This is a genomic window from Mangrovimonas aestuarii (assembly GCF_028767185.1).
Lineage (GTDB): Bacteria > Bacteroidota > Bacteroidia > Flavobacteriales > Flavobacteriaceae > Mangrovimonas_B > Mangrovimonas_B aestuarii.
This window is the reverse complement of sequence record NZ_JARACK010000007.1, coordinates 52,837-73,217: the sequence shown is the minus strand read 5'-3', so window position 1 is coordinate 73,217 and position 20,381 is coordinate 52,837. Positions and strand designations below refer to the sequence as shown.

Here is a 20,381-nt window from a genome sequence, read left to right as displayed (position 1 = left end):
GTAATTGTTATTGATTTTAATATGAAATTACGGTGTTTTTAGTCGTTGAATTATGTTTTTAGTCGGTAAGTGTTAAAAAAAAGTGTTTTTAATCGAATATTTACGGTTTTTACCGTAAGTGTTAAATTTATTGTCCTACATTTGAATTGTACTAAAAGAAATACTTTTTAGTTCAATGGATTAATTAATTAATATTTGCATTGTGTTGAAGATCTTTAGAGACCCTAAATCTTCCTTACAGTATAAATGCAAAGAATAGGAACCGAGTTTGAGGGAACTCGGTTTCTTATTTTATAATCCTAAGGGTAAGATTTAAACGAGATCCAACGACTTTTTTTGTTTTAGGAATTTGATGCAGCCAGTGTTCTTGGGTTTCTCCTTTCATAATTAGTAAACTTCCGTGTTTTAAATCGATACTGTGTTTCCAATTTTTATTGGATTTGTGTTTTAGTGCAAAACGTCTTGTAGCACCCAAGCTTATTGAAGCTATTAAGGGATGTTTTCCCAATGAACTTTCATTGTCGGAATGCCAACCGTTACTATCCTGCCCATTTCTGTATAGGTTGGCCAGACAGCTCGTAAATTCAATATCTGCAATGTTTTCGATAGCTGTTTTTATCTCAATTAAGGTAGGAGAGAATAAATGAGGGGTCATCGTTATTCCGGAATAGGAGTAAGGAAGATTATTGTTGGCAAAGAAGGCTGTTAACCTAGGCTGCGGATAAGTTTTTCCAAATACTGTAATATTATCCTGTTGCCAGGGGATTTCTTTATACAATATCTCAAAATACTTGTCGGCCACAGAAGGGGCAAAGAAATTTTGATAGTAAATAACGTCTGCTTGTTGTAAAGGGAGTCGTATAGGTTCGTTGAAAAGCATAAAATAACAGGAGTATATTGAAATACTCCTGCAAGTTACACAAAAGAGAATGTTAGTGCTTACTCCAATGTCATTACCAGATCGTTCTTCATTGCCATAATTCCAGACGGCAGGTGTATAGATTTTATTTTACAGTCTTTAAAAGCGGTTACTGTAGTTTCCATTTTCATGGCTTCGATAATGAACAAAGGCTCGTTCTTTTTTACTTTTTGACCTCGTTTTACTAAAACCTTGTACAACAAGCCCTGTAAAGGAGCTCCAATTTCATTTGGGTTTTCCTCTTCTGCTTGTTTGTTTTTTTCGTTTTTGATTTCCATGGATTTATCTACAACCTCCACATATCGGTTTTCTCCATTCACTTTAAAAAATACGATACGAATCCCTTCTTCATTTGGTGTAGAAACGGAAAGGAGCTTAACGATTATTGTTTTTCCTGGTTCAAGTTCTATGAGGGCTTCTTCCCGTAATTTCATACCGTAAAAGAAATTTTTAGTAGGTATGAGCGCTAGATTGCCATATAGTTTGTAATTCTGGTGAGCATCTTCAAAAACTTTGGGATACAGGCAATACGATAAAAAATCCTCTATTTCTATAGCTCGTGTAAACCCTTTTTGAAATTTCTTTTTAAAGGCTTCATATTCATTGGGGAAGTCTATGGGTTCCAAATGAGCGTTTGGTCGTTCGGTATAGGGTTTAATGTTTTTCAGTACCAATTTTTGAAGATCTTTTGGAAAGCCTCCAACAGGCTGCCCTAAGTCGCCTTTAAAAAAGTTGATAAGCGAGTCTGGGAATGAAATTTCATTGCCTGTTTCCATTACCTTTTCAGGGGTAAGATTATTGGTTACCATAAAAATGGCCATGTCTCCTACTACTTTTGAGCTTGGTGTAACTTTTACTAAGTCGCCCAACATTTGATTGACTTTAGTGTACATTGATTTAACTTCGTCAAAACGGTTACCCAATCCTAAAGCTTCAGCTTGAGGTCGCAAATTTGAATATTGCCCACCGGGTATTTCGTGCTGAAAAACTTCTGCTGTACCTGCTTTTAATCCAGATTCAAAGGGATAATACATTTCACGAGTGTCTTCCCAATAATTGGAAAATTTGTTGAGAGTATCGATGTCAAAATCATGGGCACGTTCATGTCGTTTCATCATTTCCACAACACTGTTAAAATTAGGCTGTGATGTTAGTCCAGATAACCCTCCCAAAGCAACATCAATGACATCAACACCAGCTTCTATAGCTTTGAGATAGGTAGCTGCCTGGATTGAAGAGGTGTCGTGTGTATGCAAATGAATAGGTAATGAAACCGTGCTCTTTAACTCGGTAACCAATTCTGTAGCAGCATAGGGTTTTAACAAACCAGCCATATCTTTTATGGCAATCATATGCGCACCGGCATTTTCAAGGTCTTTAGCTAGTTGTTTGTAGTATTTAAGATTGTATTTTTTTTGTTTTGGGTCTGTAAAATCGCCTGTATAGCTAATGGCTGCTTCGGCAATCCCACCAGTGTTTCTAACATATTTTATACTCGGTTCCATAGCCTTTACCCAATTAAGGGAATCGAATATTCTAAAAAGGTCGATGCCATTTTCCCAAGACTTTTCGACGAATTTCTCTATGAGATTATCCGGATAGGCTTTGTAGCCAACACCATTCGATCCACGTAAAAGCATCTGGAATAAAATATTTGGGATTGCCTTACGCAGTTCCCTCAAGCGGGTCCAAGGACTTTCGTGAAGAAAGCGAAGGCAAACATCAAAAGTAGCACCTCCCCATACTTCCAAACTAAATGTGTTGGGGTGGTTTTTTGCAAAGCTCTCGGCTACTTTTAGCATATCGAAAGTACGCATACGTGTTGCCAAAAGTGATTGATGAGCATCGCGCATGGTAGTATCGCAATAATGAATCTTTTTTTCATTCTTTAGCCATTCGCAGAATTTCTCAGCCCCCAATTTATTGAGCATATCCTTGGTTCCCTCAGGAAATGGTTCACTTGGATTAAATGAAGGAATTTTAGGGGTTCTAAAGGTTTTATTTGGATCGAAACGTTTTACATCGGGGTTCCCGTTAACGATTATCTCTGCTAGATATTTTGTGACTTTTGAAGCACGATCTTGCGGTAGTTTTATTTTGAAAAGAGAAGGAGTATCTTTTATAAAATTAACTGTGGCTTGCCCTTCCTTGAATGTTTTGTGCTGAATAACGTTTTGCAGAAAATGGATGTTGGTTTTAACTCCTCTAATTCGAAATTCCTTAAGGGCTCTAACCATTTTCCTAACGGCACCATCAAGGGTTCTGGCTTGAGCAGAAACCTTAACCAACATGGAATCGAAAAAAGGACTTACACTATAAGCTTGATAGATACTCCCTGCATCCAAACGAATTCCCATCCCGGAAGCACTGCGGTAAGTGGTAATGGTGCCATAATCAGGAGTAAAGTCGTTTTCTGGGTCTTCGGTAGTAATACGGCATTGCAGAGCAAATCCATGAGGTTTTAAGGATTCCTGATCATACATTTTTATCTGTCTGTCGCTGAGTTTGTATCCTGCGGCAACAAATATTTGGGTTTTAACCAAGTCTATTCCTGTTACCATTTCGGTTACAGTATGTTCTACTTGTATTCTAGGGTTTACCTCAATAAAAAACACATTGTCACTTTTGTCCACTAAAAATTCAACCGTACCAATGTTATTGTATTTAACTGCTTTGGCAATAGCTAGAGCATAGCGATATAAATGTTGTTTAACCTCTTCAGAGACATTAAACGAAGGGGCTACTTCCACAACTTTTTGGTGGCGGCGCTGTACAGAACAATCACGTTCATACAAATGCATAATGTTTCCGTGTTTGTCGGCCACAATTTGAACCTCCAGATGTTTTGGGTCATCAATATATTTTTCAAGAAAAACGGTATCATCACCAAAAGCATTTAAAGCTTCATTTCTGGCACTGTTAAAGTTAGATTCCATATCTTCTTGAGACAGGATAAGACGCATGCCACGACCACCACCTCCGGCAGCAGCTTTAAGCATAACAGGGAAGCCTATTTTTTCGGCTTCGGATAGTGCTATTTTGATGGATGATAACTTTTTGGTGCTGCTTTCAATAATAGGAACATTGTTCTTTTGAGCTATTTTTTTTGCTGCAATTTTATCCCCTAGTGCATCCATAATATCTGGATCGGGACCAATAAATATGATATTGTTTTCGGCACATCTTCTGGCAAATTCAGAGTTTTCAGCTAAAAAACCATAACCTGGATGAATGGCATCGACATTTTTAGATTTAGCTAGATGAATAATCCCTTCAATGTCGAGGTAAGGTTTTAATGGCTCGGTTTCATCTCCTATTAAATAAGATTCATCGGCTTTGTACCGGTGTTGGGAATATCGGTCTTCGTAGGTGTAAATAGCAACGGTTTTAAGGTTTATCTCGGTACAGGCTCTAAACACCCGAATAGCGATTTCTCCTCGGTTTGCTACAAGTACTTTTTTAATTTTCATGGAGGTTGGTTATTTAATGATATAAGGATTTACGTTTTTATAGTTTCTAATAACAAAATCTAATGCGCTTTTTAAAAGGTAGCCCATATTCGACGATTTCTTAAAGTTGATGTCTTTGGTAAGCCTGTAGAGTTCTTGTCGAAGTTGATCTGTTTTTTCAGGTGTAGATAATTCATCAGAGCACATACAGTTAATCAAATTGTTCAATCGTCGGGATTCACTAGTTGCTCTTTTTGCCAATAGGGAGCGTTCTTCGTTTTTATACTGTTCTATGGATTCTGGAGCTAATAGTTTTGTAGTCATCTCTACAAGGGCGTTATTCTCTTTTAGGAACTGTGGTTTGTAAACCTTGGGATTGCCTTCATAGCTTTGTTGATCAAAATCTACAGCTCGAATACGGTACTGGATCCTATCAAAATCGTGGGTGAGTACAACAACATAATTATAAGAGCGCATATCGGCCAAAAGACGTATAAAACAACGTTCATTGAATTTAACAAACTCTTTGGCCAATGCGCGTTTATCCTGATCTGTACAATACTGTAAGTGCTCTTCAATAAAAACGTCTCCTGGAATTCCAGAAATGTGTTCTTCGATTAAAGAGTCTTTGTGGACTAAAAAGTTAATGTGGTTGGGTGAGAGTAGATGTTCGAGTTCCAGACCATAAATCCTGGAAGCATCTGCCTTTTTTATGTAAAGAAATATATAGTTGTCATTTAGTATGTTCCTAACTTTTACTCGAAAGGGTTTTGTGTTTCCAAAAGTGCAATAATCTATGCTGTCTATGGTTAGGTATGGTAAAATGGAGTCACTTCCATCAGCATGTAAAATGGTGTACATGCGTTTTAGGCTCATTTCAATTTCTTCCTGCTCAGTTTGTGTGTAATAGGTTTGTACCCATAACGTATCTTTTCCATTATTGTCATGAATTTCTACTGCTCCCTGGAACCGTAACAAGTCCTCATAAAAAATAGGAATCTTAATGTTTCGTCCATAACGGGTAAGGTAGGCCGATAACTTGGGGCCAACAGGAAAAGCCGGTTTCTTTTTAGAAATAAGTTTAGGGTTCATACAGAAGGTGTTTAAAACTCGTATCGTTTTAGCCAAAAAGGAGATTATGAGTTCTTACTAAAAATAGGTTGATTTTCAGAATTTTACAAATAAAATGTCTTAACGTATTGGAATTAAGATGAACGTAAAATAAGTGTGTTGACCACTCAAATTATCTTACAAATTAGCAGGAGACTCGATTTTAGCGGGTAATTATTTTACCTTAGTAGACAAACTTGGTTTATGAAATTACTACAGTTATTCTTGCTGTGTTTTGCTTTAAAAGTCTCCGCTCAATTACCAGATGGGTTTGTTTATGTTGATGATCATGTTTCTGGAGTGAAAACAGAGTTAAAATATTCTACAGCTGAGAACTTTACTGGTCGGCTAGTTAAGGGGTATGAGTTAGCAAGAAAAGCTGTTGTAACAAAAGCGACGGCAGAAGCATTGAATAAGGTGCAGGAAGAACTTAAAGCGCAAGGTTTAGGGCTTTTAATTTACGATGCTTACAGGCCACAACGTGCTGTCGATGATTTTGTGAAATGGGCCAAGCAGCTAAACGACACCATAAACAAGCAAGTATATTACCCTAATGTTGATAAAAAGGATTTATTTGCAGAAGAATACATCGCAGAACGATCTGGGCATAGCCGAGGTAGTACATTAGACGTTACTCTTATTGATTTAAAAACAGAAGAACCATTAGATATGGGAAGTACTTACGATATGTTCGATCCTGTTTCGTGGGTAAATTATAAAGGAATCACAGAGGGGCAGCAGAAAAACAGACAGTTGCTTCAAAGTGTAATGTTGAAACACGGTTTTAAAAATTATCCAAGAGAGTGGTGGCATTTTACGCTAAAGAATGAACCCTTTACAGATACCTACTTTGATTTTATTGTCCCATAACTCATATATAAGACCAAGCCCAATAAACTAGTATAAACTGAAGAGGTATTCTGAGAACTAATATCCATTTGGGAATGCCTGCTCCGGCTTTTTCATTAGAAATCATATAAAAATGTACTAGTAAAAAAATCAATAGCATTGTTATTAAACCATATACAGCAAAGGTTTTAAGGAATGGAATACAAATAGAGATTCCTAAAACGATTTCAATTCCTCCGCTAATGAAAACCAACTCTTTATGATATGGTAAATAACGGGGCATAATTCGTAAGTATATTGTGGGTTTTACAAAATGCATAATTCCAGCTATAACGTAAAGACCACCCATGACATATAGATGCCATGGATTACTCATTTTTGAATATTTTCATTTCAATGCCCATTCCGTAGTTGTTAACTCCATTGTCCAACAAACTGGATTTGTAGATGCTTTTCTTTTCAAAGCGATTCCATTGGTTATTATCAATAAAAATACGCTTTACAAAAGTTCTTGTTCCAGAGAGTTTATCAGTAAATGGCAAAAGCGGACGGAAGTTGGTGGGTATTCTAACAATTTCTCCATCTCTGCCCTTAATTTCCTTGTACTTTTTGTTGGGTAAAAGTTTTCCGTTATCGTCAGTGTATCCAAGCACTTGAATTGAAATGAACAAGCCGTTATCAGGCATATAAATATTGTATTTGTTTACATCCAAGTCAAAAACTTTTTCATTCTCCTCTGTTACTCTAAAGGTAATTTCTTGATAGCTGAGTGCATCACCAGGGAATCCATTGTTGTTTTCGTAAAACTGTACTCGAAACAGAGTAGAAAAGGGACGTTTTTCAGCTCGTGATCTGTTGCGTTTTTTCCAATCGGAGGCTTCAGTTTTAATTGGAAAGTTTACTACAGCCAGCTTCTTGACTTTATCATTTTCATTAGGAAAATACACGGCAATCTCCGATTCAATTGTTGGTAACCAGCATTTAAAATAGTCGTCGTGAGTCTCGTTTTTTATTTTTTCCGTTTTGTATTTTTTGTTGCTAGGGGCTTCTACTATCACTTCCTCCAATTTGCTCAACTCTTCTTCCATATAAATTGTTTTGGGAAGATTGGCAGTGGGTATCTTTTGGTCTTTAAAGCCTAGGGCAGTAATTAAAAGGGTGTCAACATCACTGTACATTTCTTTTGTGAATATGAAAATACCTTCATCATCTGCGAAAATGCCTTGCCCATTACCAAAAGCAATGGTAGCGTACGATACTGGTTCTTGGTTACTAGTGTTTAATATGGTGGTTTGTGCAAAGCTAGCGGCACTAAAAAAAAAGGTAAGTATATATACAAATGGTTTCATCAATAGGTTTTTACAGGGGATATGGCTTAAAGATAAGGAAATAATGGGTAATGTGTAGAGACAATTAATTTCGAGTTACCTTGAAAGTGACTTTAAGTTGATTGTGGAAATTTGGAGGTTTTATCCGCAATAATGGAGCCGTAGCTATGGCAAATGAGGTGATAGAGAGCGGTTATATTGTTTTGATGTAACAAGTTGATGTGGTTTAAAGCTGTTAGGCATGACATCATATCCGTTTACAAGTGAAGAAGGGATAATCGTGCCACAGATGTGCTCTTACCAACCTACAGCAGCCTTCCCCAAAAAGGGAAGGGGTGTAGTTTAGGTTTAATTAAATGGGCTTACTCCTTATCTAATTTCTTAGTCTGGGTAAAACCAACATAAAGTCCAATACCGGCCATAAGGAAAATAGTTCCCGGATAAGCTACATCTTCATGTATTCCTAAATTGTAATGTAGCATAGAGGCTATAAAAATGCCAATTCCAACAGACATTAACAATAAAGCCAGATTTAAAATAATGACTTTCCAAATGGGGGCAGCATGTTTTTTACCCTTCATAAAAATACTGGCGTCGGCTCCTTTTTCAATAAGAGCCAAGCGTTCCTTGTTTCTGGTGGATAAATAAAGATAAACCACACCGAAAGTAGCAAGTAAAAAACTAACAGGAATAATTACTTCTGAAGCATTCATAACATTTTTATTATTAGTTAAATTTAATGTGTTTATCAGTTAAGACGTCCAAGGTTTTAATTAGGTTACAAAAAAATGTTTTTTTACAATAGGTTGTAACCAAAGTAGAAGTAAGGTCGTCAAAAGAAACAATGACCATCAAAGACGACCAACATTATATTAATGAGGTACTGGCAGGGAATATGCAGGCCTTTGCTACGATTGTAAATCGATACAAAGACCTGGTGTTTACTCTGGCTTTGCGCATGTTGAAAAACAGGGAAGAAGCCGAAGAGGTAGCACAAGATACTTTTATAAAGTTGTACAGGTCTTTGGGGAAATTTAAAGGGGAGTCTAAGTTTTCTACCTTTGTGTACAGGGTGGCTTATAACAGTAGTTTGGATAGGATAAAAAAACTAAAAAAACACTATGCAGATGTGTCTATTGATGCTAATCATTACAATACCCTCAAGACAACAGATAATTCATTGCTTGAAACGACCGAAAGAGCAGAAGCCGTTAAGAGTTGCATTAACCAATTGCCGGGAGAAGATGCTGTTTTGATTACCTTGTTTTATTATGAAGAACAGTCGCTCAAGGAAATTTCAAAAATTACAGGGATGAAAGAAAATCATGTAAAGGTAAAGCTCCACAGAAGCAGAAAGAAACTGGCAGAGATAATGAAGAACAATTTGGAACCTATAATGATTGAAGGCTATGAAAAATAATGAATCACATAATGTTACAATAAAGAAGCTTGTAAAGGAAAGTGGATTGGAGGCAGCTCCAGAACAGTTTACCATGAATGTTATGGCTAGGTTGGAGCAGGAAGCTGTTAAGGGGTATGTTGTCTATGCACCATTGATTTCCAGAAAAATTTGGGGTGTTATTCTTGTAGCATGTTTTTCGGTGTTTGTTTACTTGGGCTTTTTTGCAGAACCCGAAACGGGAATATTTGATGAATTGAATTTTAGTTTACCAGATTTTAGTTGGTTGTTCAGTAATGTGTCTTTTTCCAAAACTACAGTTTATGCTGTTGGCTTAGCATCAATATTGTTGTTGGTACAGTTGTATTTTATTAAAGAACATTACAATAAGCAATTGGAACAATAGCATTTTAAAAGGCAATTATTCTCTAAAATACCAAAAAGGGATCATCACATCGGTTTTGGTGATGGTATCTTTGTTTTTTATGACGTTTCTTTTAACCGTTATAGTATGTTTGCCTTCTTTTAAGCCATTTAATTTTATATAGGATTCAAATCCAATTTGAGATTTAGCGTTTGCTGAAATAATAAAATCACTTGAATACGACACAGAATCGATATACACCTGTCGCATTTTATTAAATGTCCTAAGATATTTTGTGGCCAGGCTATCTCTAATGTCGTACAGTTTGGGGTTGTTGTTGTTAGTGTCAATAATAAATGAGCTCTTTAGTCCGCGTAGATCTTTTTTAGGTTTTAATGTTTTATTGAAATCGAAAATTTGATTTTCTATAGTTTCTGTGTGAATTATAAACAATTTTAAATAGGGCGTTCTAATGACTTTTGATGGAATGGATGCAACACGAACAAATTCGTCATTTTCGTGAAGCAGATCATCGTAATTTCGGCTGTTGGCATAAGTGGTTGTTGAAGGTTGGTTTTTGCTTGTAAGCAAATAATTGGAGTCTTGGTATTCAACCGAAGTCACGAAAAGAATAATACCATATACCGGCATCAGTAAAAAGCTAATACGCTTTCCGAAGGGATTGTCCTGAAGGTTGTAGACTAAAGGGCGATAGAGAAATGACAGGGTAAACAAGCCTAAAACTCTATAAATAGGAAAGTATATTTTAGAGGTATACTTATTCTTTTTTAAAAGTCCTAAGGTGATAAAGTCTATAAAAGTTAAAAGGCTTCCAATAAGTATAAGCAAGAAAAGAGGGGTGCCAATATAGTTGCTTATCCATTCTGGAATACGTTCATTTTTTATGAGCTCGGTTAAAATAAAAATAAGTACTGCCGCCAGGAGCATACACGACAGGACATAAAAAATAAGCAAAAAGGAAATGGCAAAAAGAATACTGCAATAGTCTTCAAGTTTAGCAATATATCGATCAAAGGATACGATTCTTTTTTTTAGGAAACTTGTGAATTGTTCACTGTAATTTAGTTTTTCAAACTTGATGTCGCCAAATACATAGCGCAATCCCAATGCTCCAATCCATATACCACGGAGAATAACATGCAAAATTAAGTTGAACAATAATATGGAGCAGGCAAGCAATGCAATAAACGACAGAAAGTAATTGTAGAGATGCTGTGCATTACCAGCCGATTGAACAGCAGCCTCCATAGAAGGGTAAGCAACAGCCAATCCATAAATAGCGAACCCAGAAATTATCAATTCCAATTGCCAACTTTCCTGTTGCAAACGGTCTAGCCAAGATTTAAATGAAGGGCTGTTGTAGTGTTCGCTCATTTGTTAAACGCTGATTTATAAGTAGAAATATACTCACTTTTAGAAGAAAATATTGCAGAATATAAAATGAATTTACTCTTTACGTTCGTTATTTTTAAATTTAAATACAGCCATAAGTATATTAGATGTTGCTACTTTAACGGAAAAATTCTAACTTGAGATTCAAAGCCCACAATTTGAAGCTATATGAGTGAAGGACTTATTTTTGAGATACTAGAACGATCAAAGAAAAATAAAGAGATTATTTGCCTGTGGTTGTATAAGGATGAAGACAACGAGTTTTGGTCGGGTTATGTAAAGGATTATAATGATGAATTGGTGACCATAAAGCACTTTACAGAATACGGTAAGCCCGATGGAGTTGTTATAGAGCGGACAGAAAATATTATGCGCGTTTCTTTTGATGTTGATTATGCCGAGGCCATGCAGTGCCTTATAGATTATGGTGCTGAGCTGGATAAGGAAGATAATGTTGATATTGAACTTACACTTGAGGAAGATTGGCAAGTTGAGGTGTTAAAACAGTTGGAGGGTTTGAGTAACCATATTGTAAGATTGGAAATAAACGAAAAGGAGTACAGCTGTGGGTTTGTTAAACGGGTGTCGGAAGTTGATGTGTTAATTCATAGTGTTGGTAAAATGGGCGAAGATGAGGGGCAAGTGGTGTATTTGTTGGAAGATATTACCGCACTTCGCATTAATGACATAGAAAACAGAAAACGGAATTTATTGTTTAATTGGCGTAAGGCCAGTTTTGATGGTAGAATTGAAAAATGATTATTTTAGAGTACGAGTCAGTAAAAACAAAAAACCACCTTTAACAAGGTGGTTTTTTTATTTACGTAAACTAAAAGCTTATTTAATCATCTCGTAACTACGCTTGATGAAGTTTGTTAATTCTTCACCCTTTAGTAGGCCTTGTGAAAGTCTGGCAAGGTCTAAACTTTGATTGATTAAGCGCTCTTGAGTGTCTTTGCCATCGGCACTTAAGATGTCTCCAACCAAATTAGAATTGGTGTTTACAACCAGGTTGTACATCTCTGGCATATTGCCAAATCCGAACATTCCGCCACCGCCAGTTTGTTGCATCTCCTTCATACGACGCATGAACTCTGGTTGGGTAATCATAAACGGAGTAGCATCACTGTCCATAGTCTCCAATTGAACGGTGAACTTCTCAGCAGGGATAACTTCTTTAAGCAATTCGTCCAATTCTTTCTTTTGGTCTTCTGTTAATTTAGAGATTTTGTTGTCGTCCTTTTTGATAAGGTTATCAACATGGTCGGCATCAACACGGGCAAACGAAATATTTTCCTTAGTAGTTTCCAATTTCTGAATTAAGTGACTTACAATTGGAGAATCTAATAACAATACTTCATATCCTTTTGCTTTAGCAGCTTCTATATAGCTGTGCTGAGAGTCTTTGTCCGAAGCGTAAAGAATTACCAGTTTGTCATCCTTATCAGTTTGGTTAGCTTTAATTTTGTTGTAAAGCTCTTCGTAAGTGAAGTATTTACCATCTACCGTAGGGTAAAGGGCAAACTTATCTGCTTTTTCAAAGAACTTTTCTTCGCTCAACATACCGTATTCGATAACGATTTTAATGTCGTCCCATTTTTGCTCGAAATCCTCACGGTTATCGTTGAATAATGACTTCAACTTATCGGCTACTTTACGGGTTATGTAAGACGAAATCTTTTTTACAGCACCATCAGCCTGAAGGTAAGAACGGGAAACGTTCAATGGAATGTCTGGAGAATCGATAACTCCGCGAAGCATAGTTAAGAATTCAGGAACAATACCTTCAACATTGTCGGTTACGAATACCTGGTTTTGGTAGAGTTGAATTCTGTCCTTTTGCATGTTAAGGTCGTTCGACATTTTAGGGAAGTAAAGAATTCCCGTTAAGTTGAACGGATAGTCTACATTCAAGTGAATGTGGAATAATGGCTCCTCAAACTGCATTGGGTACAATTCGCGGTAGAAATTTTTATAATCTTCATCCTCTAAATCCGTTGGCTGTTTGGTCCAAGCAGGATTAGGGTTGTTAATGATGTTATCTACAGTTTTAGTTTCTGGTTTAGCGTCCTTATCAGCATCTTCTGGTAATGGTAGCGTTTCTTCGCGTGTTCCAAATTTGATAGGGATTGGCATAAACTTGTTGTACTTCACCAAAAGTTCACTAATGCGAGAATCTTCCAAGAACTGCTTGTCGTCTTCAGTAATGTGTAAGATGATTTCAGTTCCTCTTTCAGTTTTGTCATGTGGTTCTAATGTAAACTCAGGAGAGCCATCACAAGTCCAGCGAGCAGCAGGTTCATCTTTATAAGATTTGGTGATAATCTCTACTTTATTTGCTACCATAAAGGCAGAGTAGAAACCAAGGCCAAAATGACCAATAATTCCAGAATCTTTAGCAGAATCCTTGTATTTATCCAAGAACTCTTCAGCACCAGAAAAAGCCACTTCATTAATATATTTTTGAACCTCTTCGGCAGTCATACCAATACCTTGGTCTATAATATGAAGTGTATTGTTGTCTTTGTCTATTTTAATTTCAATCTGAGGATTTCCATATTCCACTTTTGCTTCACCAATACTAGTTAGGTGTTTTAGTTTTAAAGTGGCATCTGTAGCGTTACTGATCAACTCACGTAAAAATATTTCGTGGTCGCTATACAGGAATTTTTTAATTAATGGAAAGATATTTTCAACCGAAACATTAATACTTCCTTTTGTCATGATATATCGTTTTAGGTTTTGATGTTTAACAAAAATTCATCAGCCTAAAGGCAAAAAAAATACCAAGGAATAAATTGTGACAAGATGACATAAGTGTATGTCGTTTGAAACCTCATTAAAGTCTTTAAGTGGCGATATTTTTTAGGAAAAGAATAAGGCAAGAAGAAGAATTGTTAATTGTATGTATATTGCATTACCTTTATTAGAATATTACTACATTTAATATAGAAACCCAGAATTTAGAGTACTATGTATAATTCAAGAATAATTGGTCTAGGCGCATATGTGCCGGACAACGTGGTAACAAATGAAGATTTAACTAAACTAATGGATACCAGTGACGAATGGATCCAGGAACGAACAGGAATTAAGGAACGTCGCTGGGTGAAACCAGGAGGACAAGATACTACTTCTACAATGGGAGTGAAAGCTGCCAAAATAGCAATAGAACGAGCCGGGATAGATAAAGATGATATTGACTTTATCATTTTTGCCACATTAAGTCCCGATTATTATTTTCCTGGCCCAGGGGTTCAGGTACAACGAGACCTAGGTATTAAAACAGTTGGAGCACTCGATGTGAGAAATCAGTGTTCCGGTTTTGTTTATGGATTATCTGTAGCCGATCAGTTTATAAAAACAGGAATGTACAAGAATGTTTTGGTAATTGGTTCCGAAGTACATTCGCATGGATTAGATAAAACCACAAGGGGAAGGGGTGTATCTGTTATTTTTGGTGATGGTGCAGGAGCCGCTGTGGTGGCTCGAGAGGAAGATAATACAAAAGGTATTTTGTCGACCCATTTACATTCAGAAGGTGAGCATGCCGAAGAATTGGCACTTATTGCGCCAGGAATGGGGAAACGCTGGGTGACAGATATTATTGAAGAGAATAACCCAGATGATGAAAGCTATTTGCCATATATGAACGGGCAATATGTGTTTAAAAATGCAGTGGTACGATTTAGTGAAGTTATCATGGAAGGCTTAAATACAAACAATCTTACACCTCAAGACATTAATCTATTGGTGCCACATCAGGCTAATTTGAGAATTTCACAATTTATTCAAAATAAGTTTAAATTAAGAGACGATCAGGTGTTCAATAATATTATGAGTTATGGGAATACAACTGCCGCTTCAATTCCAATTGCATTAACAGAGGCCTGGGAACAAGGTAAGGTGAAAAAAGGAGATGTTGTGGTATTGGCTGCTTTTGGCAGCGGATTTACTTGGGGAAGTGCCGTTATAAAGTGGTAATTGTTAAAAAATGCATTGTTACAGCTAATAAATAGTGTGTTACAACCATAAGTGTGCTAAAACAAGTAAATTATTAAAAAAAGTTTTTTATCTTCCAAACAGAATAAGAACCTTAGTGTTCTTATTTTTTGTGAAATGTTCTTAATTCAAAAGAAAATACCAACCAAAAAAAGAACCCGAAACATAAAGTTCCGGGTCCTTAACCACTAACCGTTTGCTCCTCAGGGAGCACTAACACTTTTGAATACGAATATTTTATATGAAGACTAATTCAAACTAAAATAGTTCGCGAAATAGTTGTGTACTATTATGACGCAAAAATGGTGGTTTTATTGTGTTGATAACCAGTATTTAACGAACTTTAACACTGTAGTAAGAAAAGTCAAAAACCCAATGCAGGAAAGCATTGGGTTTTCTTGTTTTAATAATACTGCATTAACACTAACCATCAATATATTTTGCAGATATTATTAAAACGCTTTTACATAAAGCCTCCACTTCCCGATTGTACATCGCTATCTCGACGCTTACGTTGAAGGGCTCGATATTTATTGCCTCCAAATCGGTAAGACAGTCCGATGTACCATGTATTACTCTCCCAATTAAATTCCCCTTCTGAAGGGAATGGTGTTTTGCTTTCAAATTGGAACTTCATGGTGTTGAAAATGTCATTATAGTTAAAGCTTATGGTAGCACGATCTTCAAGACAACTGTAGCGTAGACCTGTGTTTACAAAATACATGGGCTTTCTGGTAAACTGTACACCTTCTTGTTCACCGCGATACATGGCAAACAAAGAAAAGGTAAGTTGCTTGGTGGCTTTGAAGTTGTTGTTCATTCTAAAATTCCAAATGGCATTCGTAACTTCTACTACTTCAGTTTCTATATCTTCTGGTAATGGTTGTTCATCTCCAGTGTTGGGTACAAATTCGGTGATTCCTTTTTGAACTTGAGAGTAAAGGTCGAAACTAGCGTTGAAACTCCACCATTTGGTAGGCTTGTAGTTGCTGGACAATTCAATACCATAGGCAGAGGTATTATCGAAATTGTCAAAGGTTAATATAGATCGTTGTAGAGTCTCGTCTGTACGGTCTACATAGATTACTCTACTAATTTGGTCTTCAATAATTCTGTAAAAAACACCAGCTGTAATCGATCCGTTCTTTACTTTTCTCGTGAAATTAGTTTCAACTGAATTGGTAAATTGTGGCAATAATTCAGGGTTTCCAAATGAAGATACCAAAGGTGTGCTCCATTGACGAATTGGGTTAATTTGTTCAATTCCGGGACGATCAACACGGCGGCTATAACTTAATTGATAAGAGTTTTTATCGTTAGGGGTGTAGGTTAAAAAAGCAGAAGGGTATAATTGAAAATAATTATTTTCAAAGGGCGTTAATTCGGTTAATCCATCTTTTTGGATGGTGGTAAAAGGAGCGTTAACATCTACCTGTTCTGCCCTTAATCCTGCTTGATAGCTCCATTTTTCAAACGTTTGTCCAAATGTGGCATAGGCTGAATATATATCACGGCTATAATCAAAATCGGTATCGGGGGCCGGAACTAATTCATCTCCGTTATTAGGTACGCCATCTTCCTCGAGATTAGGGTTCATCCTGTTTGTTAAATAGCCTATTTTCGAGTCGAACAAACGCGCCTGCAATCCAACTTCAAGCTTGGTTTTGTCGTTTATAGGATTCGTGTAATCTAAATTAACTGTTGTTAGCTCACGCTTTGTGTCAACGGCATCTTCGTAATTTGGTGGAAATACAATATTTATAAAATCGAAGTCTGCATTTTCATCCTGATCAAAGTCATTGTAATCTACTTCCAGTTCAAGTTTTTCACCTTCTTTGGCAAATTTATGGTTGAACACAAAGTTGTATTCCGAGGATACATTATCAGTAGTGTTGTAGAAAATCTGGCTTTGGAGTGGTTGATTAATGTAATTGATATCCGTTACTCCAGAGCCTTTACCATTAAATAGGTTTTGATTTGTAAATACCGAAAGCGTGTTGTTGTCGTTTAGATAAAAGTCCAGCCCCACCTTAAAAAGGTGAGATTTGTTATTGTTGTCGAAGTTGAAAAATTGCTGGGAGCCATTAGTGAACCTGGTTACGTAACCAGAATTTACATATTTTCCAGTATTGGCACCGTAGTTACCATAGACATTAAATTTTCCATGTCGGTAGTTCATATCAACTGAACTATTGAATTTAGCTTCAATCTCCTTAGTTAGTCCAATATTAACATTACCGTTAAAACCGATATTTGTGTTTTTATAAAGAATGATATTAATGATTCCACTCATCCCTTCAGGATTATATTTTGCTGAAGGATTGGTAATCAATTCAATTTGCTTGATTGAGGTTGAAGGGATTTGTCGTAACAGCTGTGCTACTGGGATATTTGAGAGTTTGCCATCAACCATAACCCTTACGTTTTCGTTCCCTCGAAGGCTAATGTTTCCAGTTTGTTGGTCTACACTTACAGAAGGAATGTTGTTCATGATATCTGTGGCTGTAGCTCCAGATGTTGTTAGGTCTTTTCCAACGTTAACAACCTTTCGGTCTACTTTCTGTTCAATGGTGGATACTTCGGCAACAATTGTTACTTCATTGAGTTCTGCTAAGTCTTCTACCAGTTTAATGTCGCCAAGATCTATGTTGTTGTTTGATGAAGTGATATTTATTTCTCTAGATTCGGTTTTAAAACCAACGTATTGTATGGAAACCATGGCCTTTCCAATTGGAATGCCAATAATTTTAAATTTTCCACTGTCATCGGTTATGCCTCCAGTTAGAGTTTTTCCCTGCATGTTCTTAACTACAACAGTTACATAGGGTAATGGAGCATTTAGGGAAGCGTCAATAACTCTTCCTTTTACAGAGCCTGTTCTAAGATTGTCATCGACGACAGAAGTTTGGGCTTGCAAAACCAATGAGATTAAAAAGATACTGACGGTTAAAATGTGTTTCATTTTTGGCTGGTTATTTTGAATGATGATGTATTGTTGTTATATTCAAAGACGTTACTTTTACAGTATAGTTACTGGGTTTAACATAACTTAACAGCACTTTAACAGATGGCAGAAAAAACTTTAGTGCTTGGAGCATCATTGAATTCCGGAAGATATTCACACATGGCAATTCATCAGCTGGTAAGGTCGAATATTGATGTTGTAGCAATCGGTAAAAAGAAGGGGGTTGTGGCGGGTATTTCTATTGATGAGAAACTAGTTCCATACAAAGGGGTAGATACTGTTACTCTTTATTTAAACTCTAGCAATCAAAAACAGTTTTATGGTTATATCATTGGATTGAAACCAAGACGCGTCATTTTTAACCCTGGGACAGAGAATCCAGAGTTTTATTTGTTACTTAAAGATAACGGAATTCAGGTCCAACAAGCATGTACCCTAGTGCTGCTTTCTACGAATCAGTATTAAGCCGAGGAAAGTAAGAAGTCCGTTTAAAATCAAGATGAAAAATCCAAACTCAAACCCAAACCAATCCAAGCTGTTTTTACTGATGATGTAAGACAGTATTGGAGAAGCAATCGCAACAATAGGAATAAGCTTGTCTTTTACGTTCCATTTTGTGAAGAGCCCAAAACTGTACAATCCTAGCAAAGGCCCGTAGGTATATCCTGCAAAAACAAACAGTTTTGCAATGACACTTTCATCTTTAATAATGTATTTAAAGGCAATAATTACAAGAATGAGAAGAAGGGAGATAAGTACATGAATTCGCTTTCTAATGCTAACCTGTTGTTTTTTATTGTATTTCTTTTCAATGTCAAGTATATCAATACTAAAAGACGTTGTTAACGATGTTAAGGCACTGTCGGCACTACTGTATGCTGCTGCAATCAGTCCTAAGGTGAAAAACACAAAAACGGTAATGTTGAGGTGGTCTTTTGCAAGAATAGGGAAAAGGTCGTCTTTATGGGCGTCAATGCCATTTTGCCGGGCGTAAACCGTTAATAGTAATCCTAAACACAAAAAGAAGAAGTTAACTATGGTCAATACAATGGTAAACCAAAACATGTTTTTTTGAGCATCCCTTAGAGTCTTACAGGTTAAATTCTTTTGCATCATATCCTGGTCTAGCCCCGTCATAACTATAGCAATGAACGCACCTGATATAAATTGTTTCCAAAAGTAATTAGCCGATTTAAAATCGTCGAAAAAGAAGGTTTTAGACAGGTTGTTGTCCAAAATATAGCCAAGTAAGTTATTGCCGTTAATACCAAGATCATCGCTTACATAATAAACGGCAACCCCAACAGCTATTAGCATAAACAAGGTTTGTAAAGTATCGGTCCAAACAATGGTTTTTATTCCAGACTTAAAAGTGTATAGCCAAATAAGTAGGACGGTTATGGTAACAGTTTGCCAAAACTCAATACCTAGCTCATCAAACATGATAATTTGAAGTACATTGGCTACTAAATACAGTCTAAAACTGGCACCTACAACACGCGACAATAAAAAGAATGATGCGCCTGTTTTATAGGCGTAATTGCCAAAACGGCTTTCAAGATAAGTATAGATTGAAGTTAAGTTGAGTTTATAGTATAAGGGTAATAACACAGTGCCTATAACTAAATAGCCGATGATATAACCCAAAACAACTTGCATATATCCAAATTGAGATGCTTCAATCCACCCGGGTACAGATATAAACGTAACCCCAGATAATGAAGCACCTATCATACCGAAGGCTACAACATACCAAGGAGATTGTTTGTTAGCTTTAAAAAAGGCGTCGTTGTCGGCTTTTTTTCCAGTGAAATATGAGATTAATATAAGAACTCCAAAGTAGGAAGCGATTAATAGTAGAATTTGAGTAGCGTTCATAAAGTGTATTTCTGAAGCCAAAATACAAATTACAATGGTTTCGGGAATTATTCTTTGACCGAAAATGAGTAATTTCGCAGCTATGGAATTCTCCTCTAAATTACTTGAAAACGCAGTAAACGAAATGTCGCAGCTACCTGGAATTGGTAAGCGTACGGCATTGCGTTTGGTATTGCATTTGTTAAAGCAGCCTGAAGAACAGACTTCTAAACTGTCGTTGGCGCTCTCGAATATGCGCAATGAAATAAAGTTTTGCAAGTCCTGTCATAACATTAGCGATGTGGCGTTGTGTGAAATATGTTCCAATCCAAACCGTAATGCTGAGGTAATTTGTGTGGTGGAGGATGTTCGCGATGTTATGGCAATTGAAAATACTAGTTCGTTTAAAGGACTTTACCATGTGTTGGGTGGTAAGATATCACCTATGGATGGTGTTGGCCCTCAGGATCTTACAATAGACCCGCTTGTTGATAAAGTTAAATCCGGAGGCGTAAAAGAGTTAATATTTGCCTTGAGTTCTACCATGGAAGGGGATACAACCAATTTCTACATCTACAAACAAATTCAAGGTTGCGATGTTACAATGACCACTATTGCCAGAGGTATCTCCGTTGGAGATGAACTGGAGTATGCCGATGAGGTAACCTTGGGGCGTAGCATTGTAAACCGTATCCCTTTTGAATCTTCTTTAAAGTCATAATTGCA

The 20,381-nt window shown here is 36.6% G+C and carries 17 protein-coding genes; 7 read left to right on the top strand and 10 right to left on the bottom strand.

The features are described 5' to 3' along the window. Positions 1–286: 286 nt before the first annotated feature. The 3 genes from PWU04_RS10030 to PWU04_RS10020 are packed head-to-tail and all read right to left on the bottom strand — an operon-like array spanning position 287 to position 5,460. Positions 287–880 carry an alpha-ketoglutarate-dependent dioxygenase AlkB family protein gene (locus PWU04_RS10030; RefSeq protein ID WP_274475969.1) on the bottom strand — a complete coding sequence of 198 codons (594 nt, stop codon included), beginning with the start codon at positions 878–880 and terminating at the stop codon, positions 287–289. A gap of 59 nt (positions 881–939) precedes the next feature. Beyond that, positions 940–4,389: a pyruvate carboxylase gene (locus tag PWU04_RS10025; RefSeq protein ID WP_274475968.1), complete on the bottom strand. Its 3,450-nt coding sequence runs from the start codon at positions 4,387–4,389 to the stop codon at positions 940–942. A 9-nt stretch (positions 4,390–4,398) separates the two neighbouring features. After that, entirely contained in the window at positions 4,399–5,460 is a 1,062-nt protein-coding gene (locus tag PWU04_RS10020; protein WP_274475967.1) for a hypothetical protein, read from the bottom strand. Between the two features lie 222 nt (positions 5,461–5,682). Here PWU04_RS10020 and PWU04_RS10015 point away from each other — a divergent pair, with 222 nt between their 5' ends. Beyond that, entirely contained in the window at positions 5,683–6,348 is a 666-nt protein-coding gene (locus PWU04_RS10015) for a M15 family metallopeptidase (protein WP_274475966.1), read from the top strand. A gap of 1 nt (position 6,349) precedes the next feature. Here the strand turns inward: PWU04_RS10015 and PWU04_RS10010 are convergent, their stop codons facing one another. From PWU04_RS10010 to PWU04_RS10000, 3 genes are all read right to left on the bottom strand, one after another. Continuing rightward, on the bottom strand, positions 6,350–6,703 hold the full coding sequence (locus PWU04_RS10010) for a DoxX family protein (protein ID WP_274475965.1): 354 nt from the start codon (positions 6,701–6,703) through the stop codon (positions 6,350–6,352). After that, positions 6,696–7,676, bottom strand: a complete 981-nt coding sequence (locus PWU04_RS10005; RefSeq protein WP_274475964.1) for a peptidase associated/transthyretin-like domain-containing protein — start codon at positions 7,674–7,676, stop codon at positions 6,696–6,698. Before PWU04_RS10005 ends, PWU04_RS10010 begins: the two co-directional genes overlap by 8 nt. A 341-nt stretch (positions 7,677–8,017) precedes the next feature. Next, positions 8,018–8,368, bottom strand: coding sequence for a DUF6249 domain-containing protein (locus PWU04_RS10000; RefSeq protein ID WP_274475963.1), 351 nt, complete (start codon positions 8,366–8,368; stop codon positions 8,018–8,020). A gap of 131 nt (positions 8,369–8,499) precedes the next feature. Between PWU04_RS10000 and PWU04_RS09995 the strand changes: the two genes are divergently transcribed. Both PWU04_RS09995 and PWU04_RS09990 read left to right on the top strand, forming a co-directional pair. Then, the gene (locus PWU04_RS09995) at positions 8,500–9,075 is read left to right on the top strand and encodes an RNA polymerase sigma factor (RefSeq protein ID WP_274475962.1); all 576 of its coding nucleotides are present in this window, start codon (positions 8,500–8,502) and stop codon (positions 9,073–9,075) included. After that, entirely contained in the window at positions 9,065–9,460 is a 396-nt protein-coding gene (locus PWU04_RS09990; RefSeq protein WP_274475961.1) for a hypothetical protein, read from the top strand. The genes PWU04_RS09995 and PWU04_RS09990 overlap by 11 nt, the downstream gene beginning before the upstream one ends. 15 nt (positions 9,461–9,475) lie before the next feature. Here the strand turns inward: PWU04_RS09990 and PWU04_RS09985 are convergent, their stop codons facing one another. Next, the gene (locus PWU04_RS09985) at positions 9,476–10,813 is read right to left on the bottom strand and encodes a hypothetical protein (protein ID WP_274475960.1); all 1,338 of its coding nucleotides are present in this window, start codon (positions 10,811–10,813) and stop codon (positions 9,476–9,478) included. A 186-nt stretch (positions 10,814–10,999) separates the two neighbouring features. Here PWU04_RS09985 and PWU04_RS09980 point away from each other — a divergent pair, with 186 nt between their 5' ends. After that, complete coding sequence (locus tag PWU04_RS09980; RefSeq protein WP_274475959.1) at positions 11,000–11,590, top strand: hypothetical protein; 591 nt, start codon at positions 11,000–11,002, stop codon at positions 11,588–11,590. Positions 11,591–11,668: 78 nt separating this feature from the next. On the opposite strand, the gene htpG is transcribed toward PWU04_RS09980, so the two are convergent. Continuing rightward, positions 11,669–13,555 carry a molecular chaperone HtpG gene (gene htpG / locus PWU04_RS09975; RefSeq protein WP_274475958.1) on the bottom strand — a complete coding sequence of 629 codons (1,887 nt, stop codon included), beginning with the start codon at positions 13,553–13,555 and terminating at the stop codon, positions 11,669–11,671. 249 nt (positions 13,556–13,804) lie between these two features. Here htpG and PWU04_RS09970 point away from each other — a divergent pair, with 249 nt between their 5' ends. Next, positions 13,805–14,815 (top strand): 3-oxoacyl-ACP synthase III family protein, encoded by a 1,011-nt coding sequence (locus PWU04_RS09970; RefSeq protein WP_274475957.1) that lies wholly within the window; start codon positions 13,805–13,807, stop codon positions 14,813–14,815. Between the two features lie 481 nt (positions 14,816–15,296). Here the strand turns inward: PWU04_RS09970 and PWU04_RS09965 are convergent, their stop codons facing one another. After that, positions 15,297–17,795 carry a TonB-dependent receptor domain-containing protein gene (locus tag PWU04_RS09965; RefSeq protein ID WP_274475956.1) on the bottom strand — a complete coding sequence of 833 codons (2,499 nt, stop codon included), beginning with the start codon at positions 17,793–17,795 and terminating at the stop codon, positions 15,297–15,299. A gap of 105 nt (positions 17,796–17,900) precedes the next feature. Between PWU04_RS09965 and PWU04_RS09960 the strand changes: the two genes are divergently transcribed. Beyond that, complete coding sequence (locus PWU04_RS09960) at positions 17,901–18,263, top strand: CoA-binding protein (protein WP_274475955.1); 363 nt, start codon at positions 17,901–17,903, stop codon at positions 18,261–18,263. Here PWU04_RS09960 and PWU04_RS09955 read toward each other — a convergent pair. Next, positions 18,234–19,676 (bottom strand): sodium:solute symporter, encoded by a 1,443-nt coding sequence (locus PWU04_RS09955; protein WP_274475954.1) that lies wholly within the window; start codon positions 19,674–19,676, stop codon positions 18,234–18,236. The genes PWU04_RS09960 and PWU04_RS09955 overlap by 30 nt on opposite strands. Positions 19,677–19,758: 82 nt before the next feature. Between PWU04_RS09955 and recR the strand changes: the two genes are divergently transcribed. Continuing rightward, positions 19,759–20,376, top strand: coding sequence for a recombination mediator RecR (gene recR, locus PWU04_RS09950; RefSeq protein ID WP_274476121.1), 618 nt, complete (start codon positions 19,759–19,761; stop codon positions 20,374–20,376). The last annotated feature ends 5 nt before the right edge of the window (positions 20,377–20,381 follow it).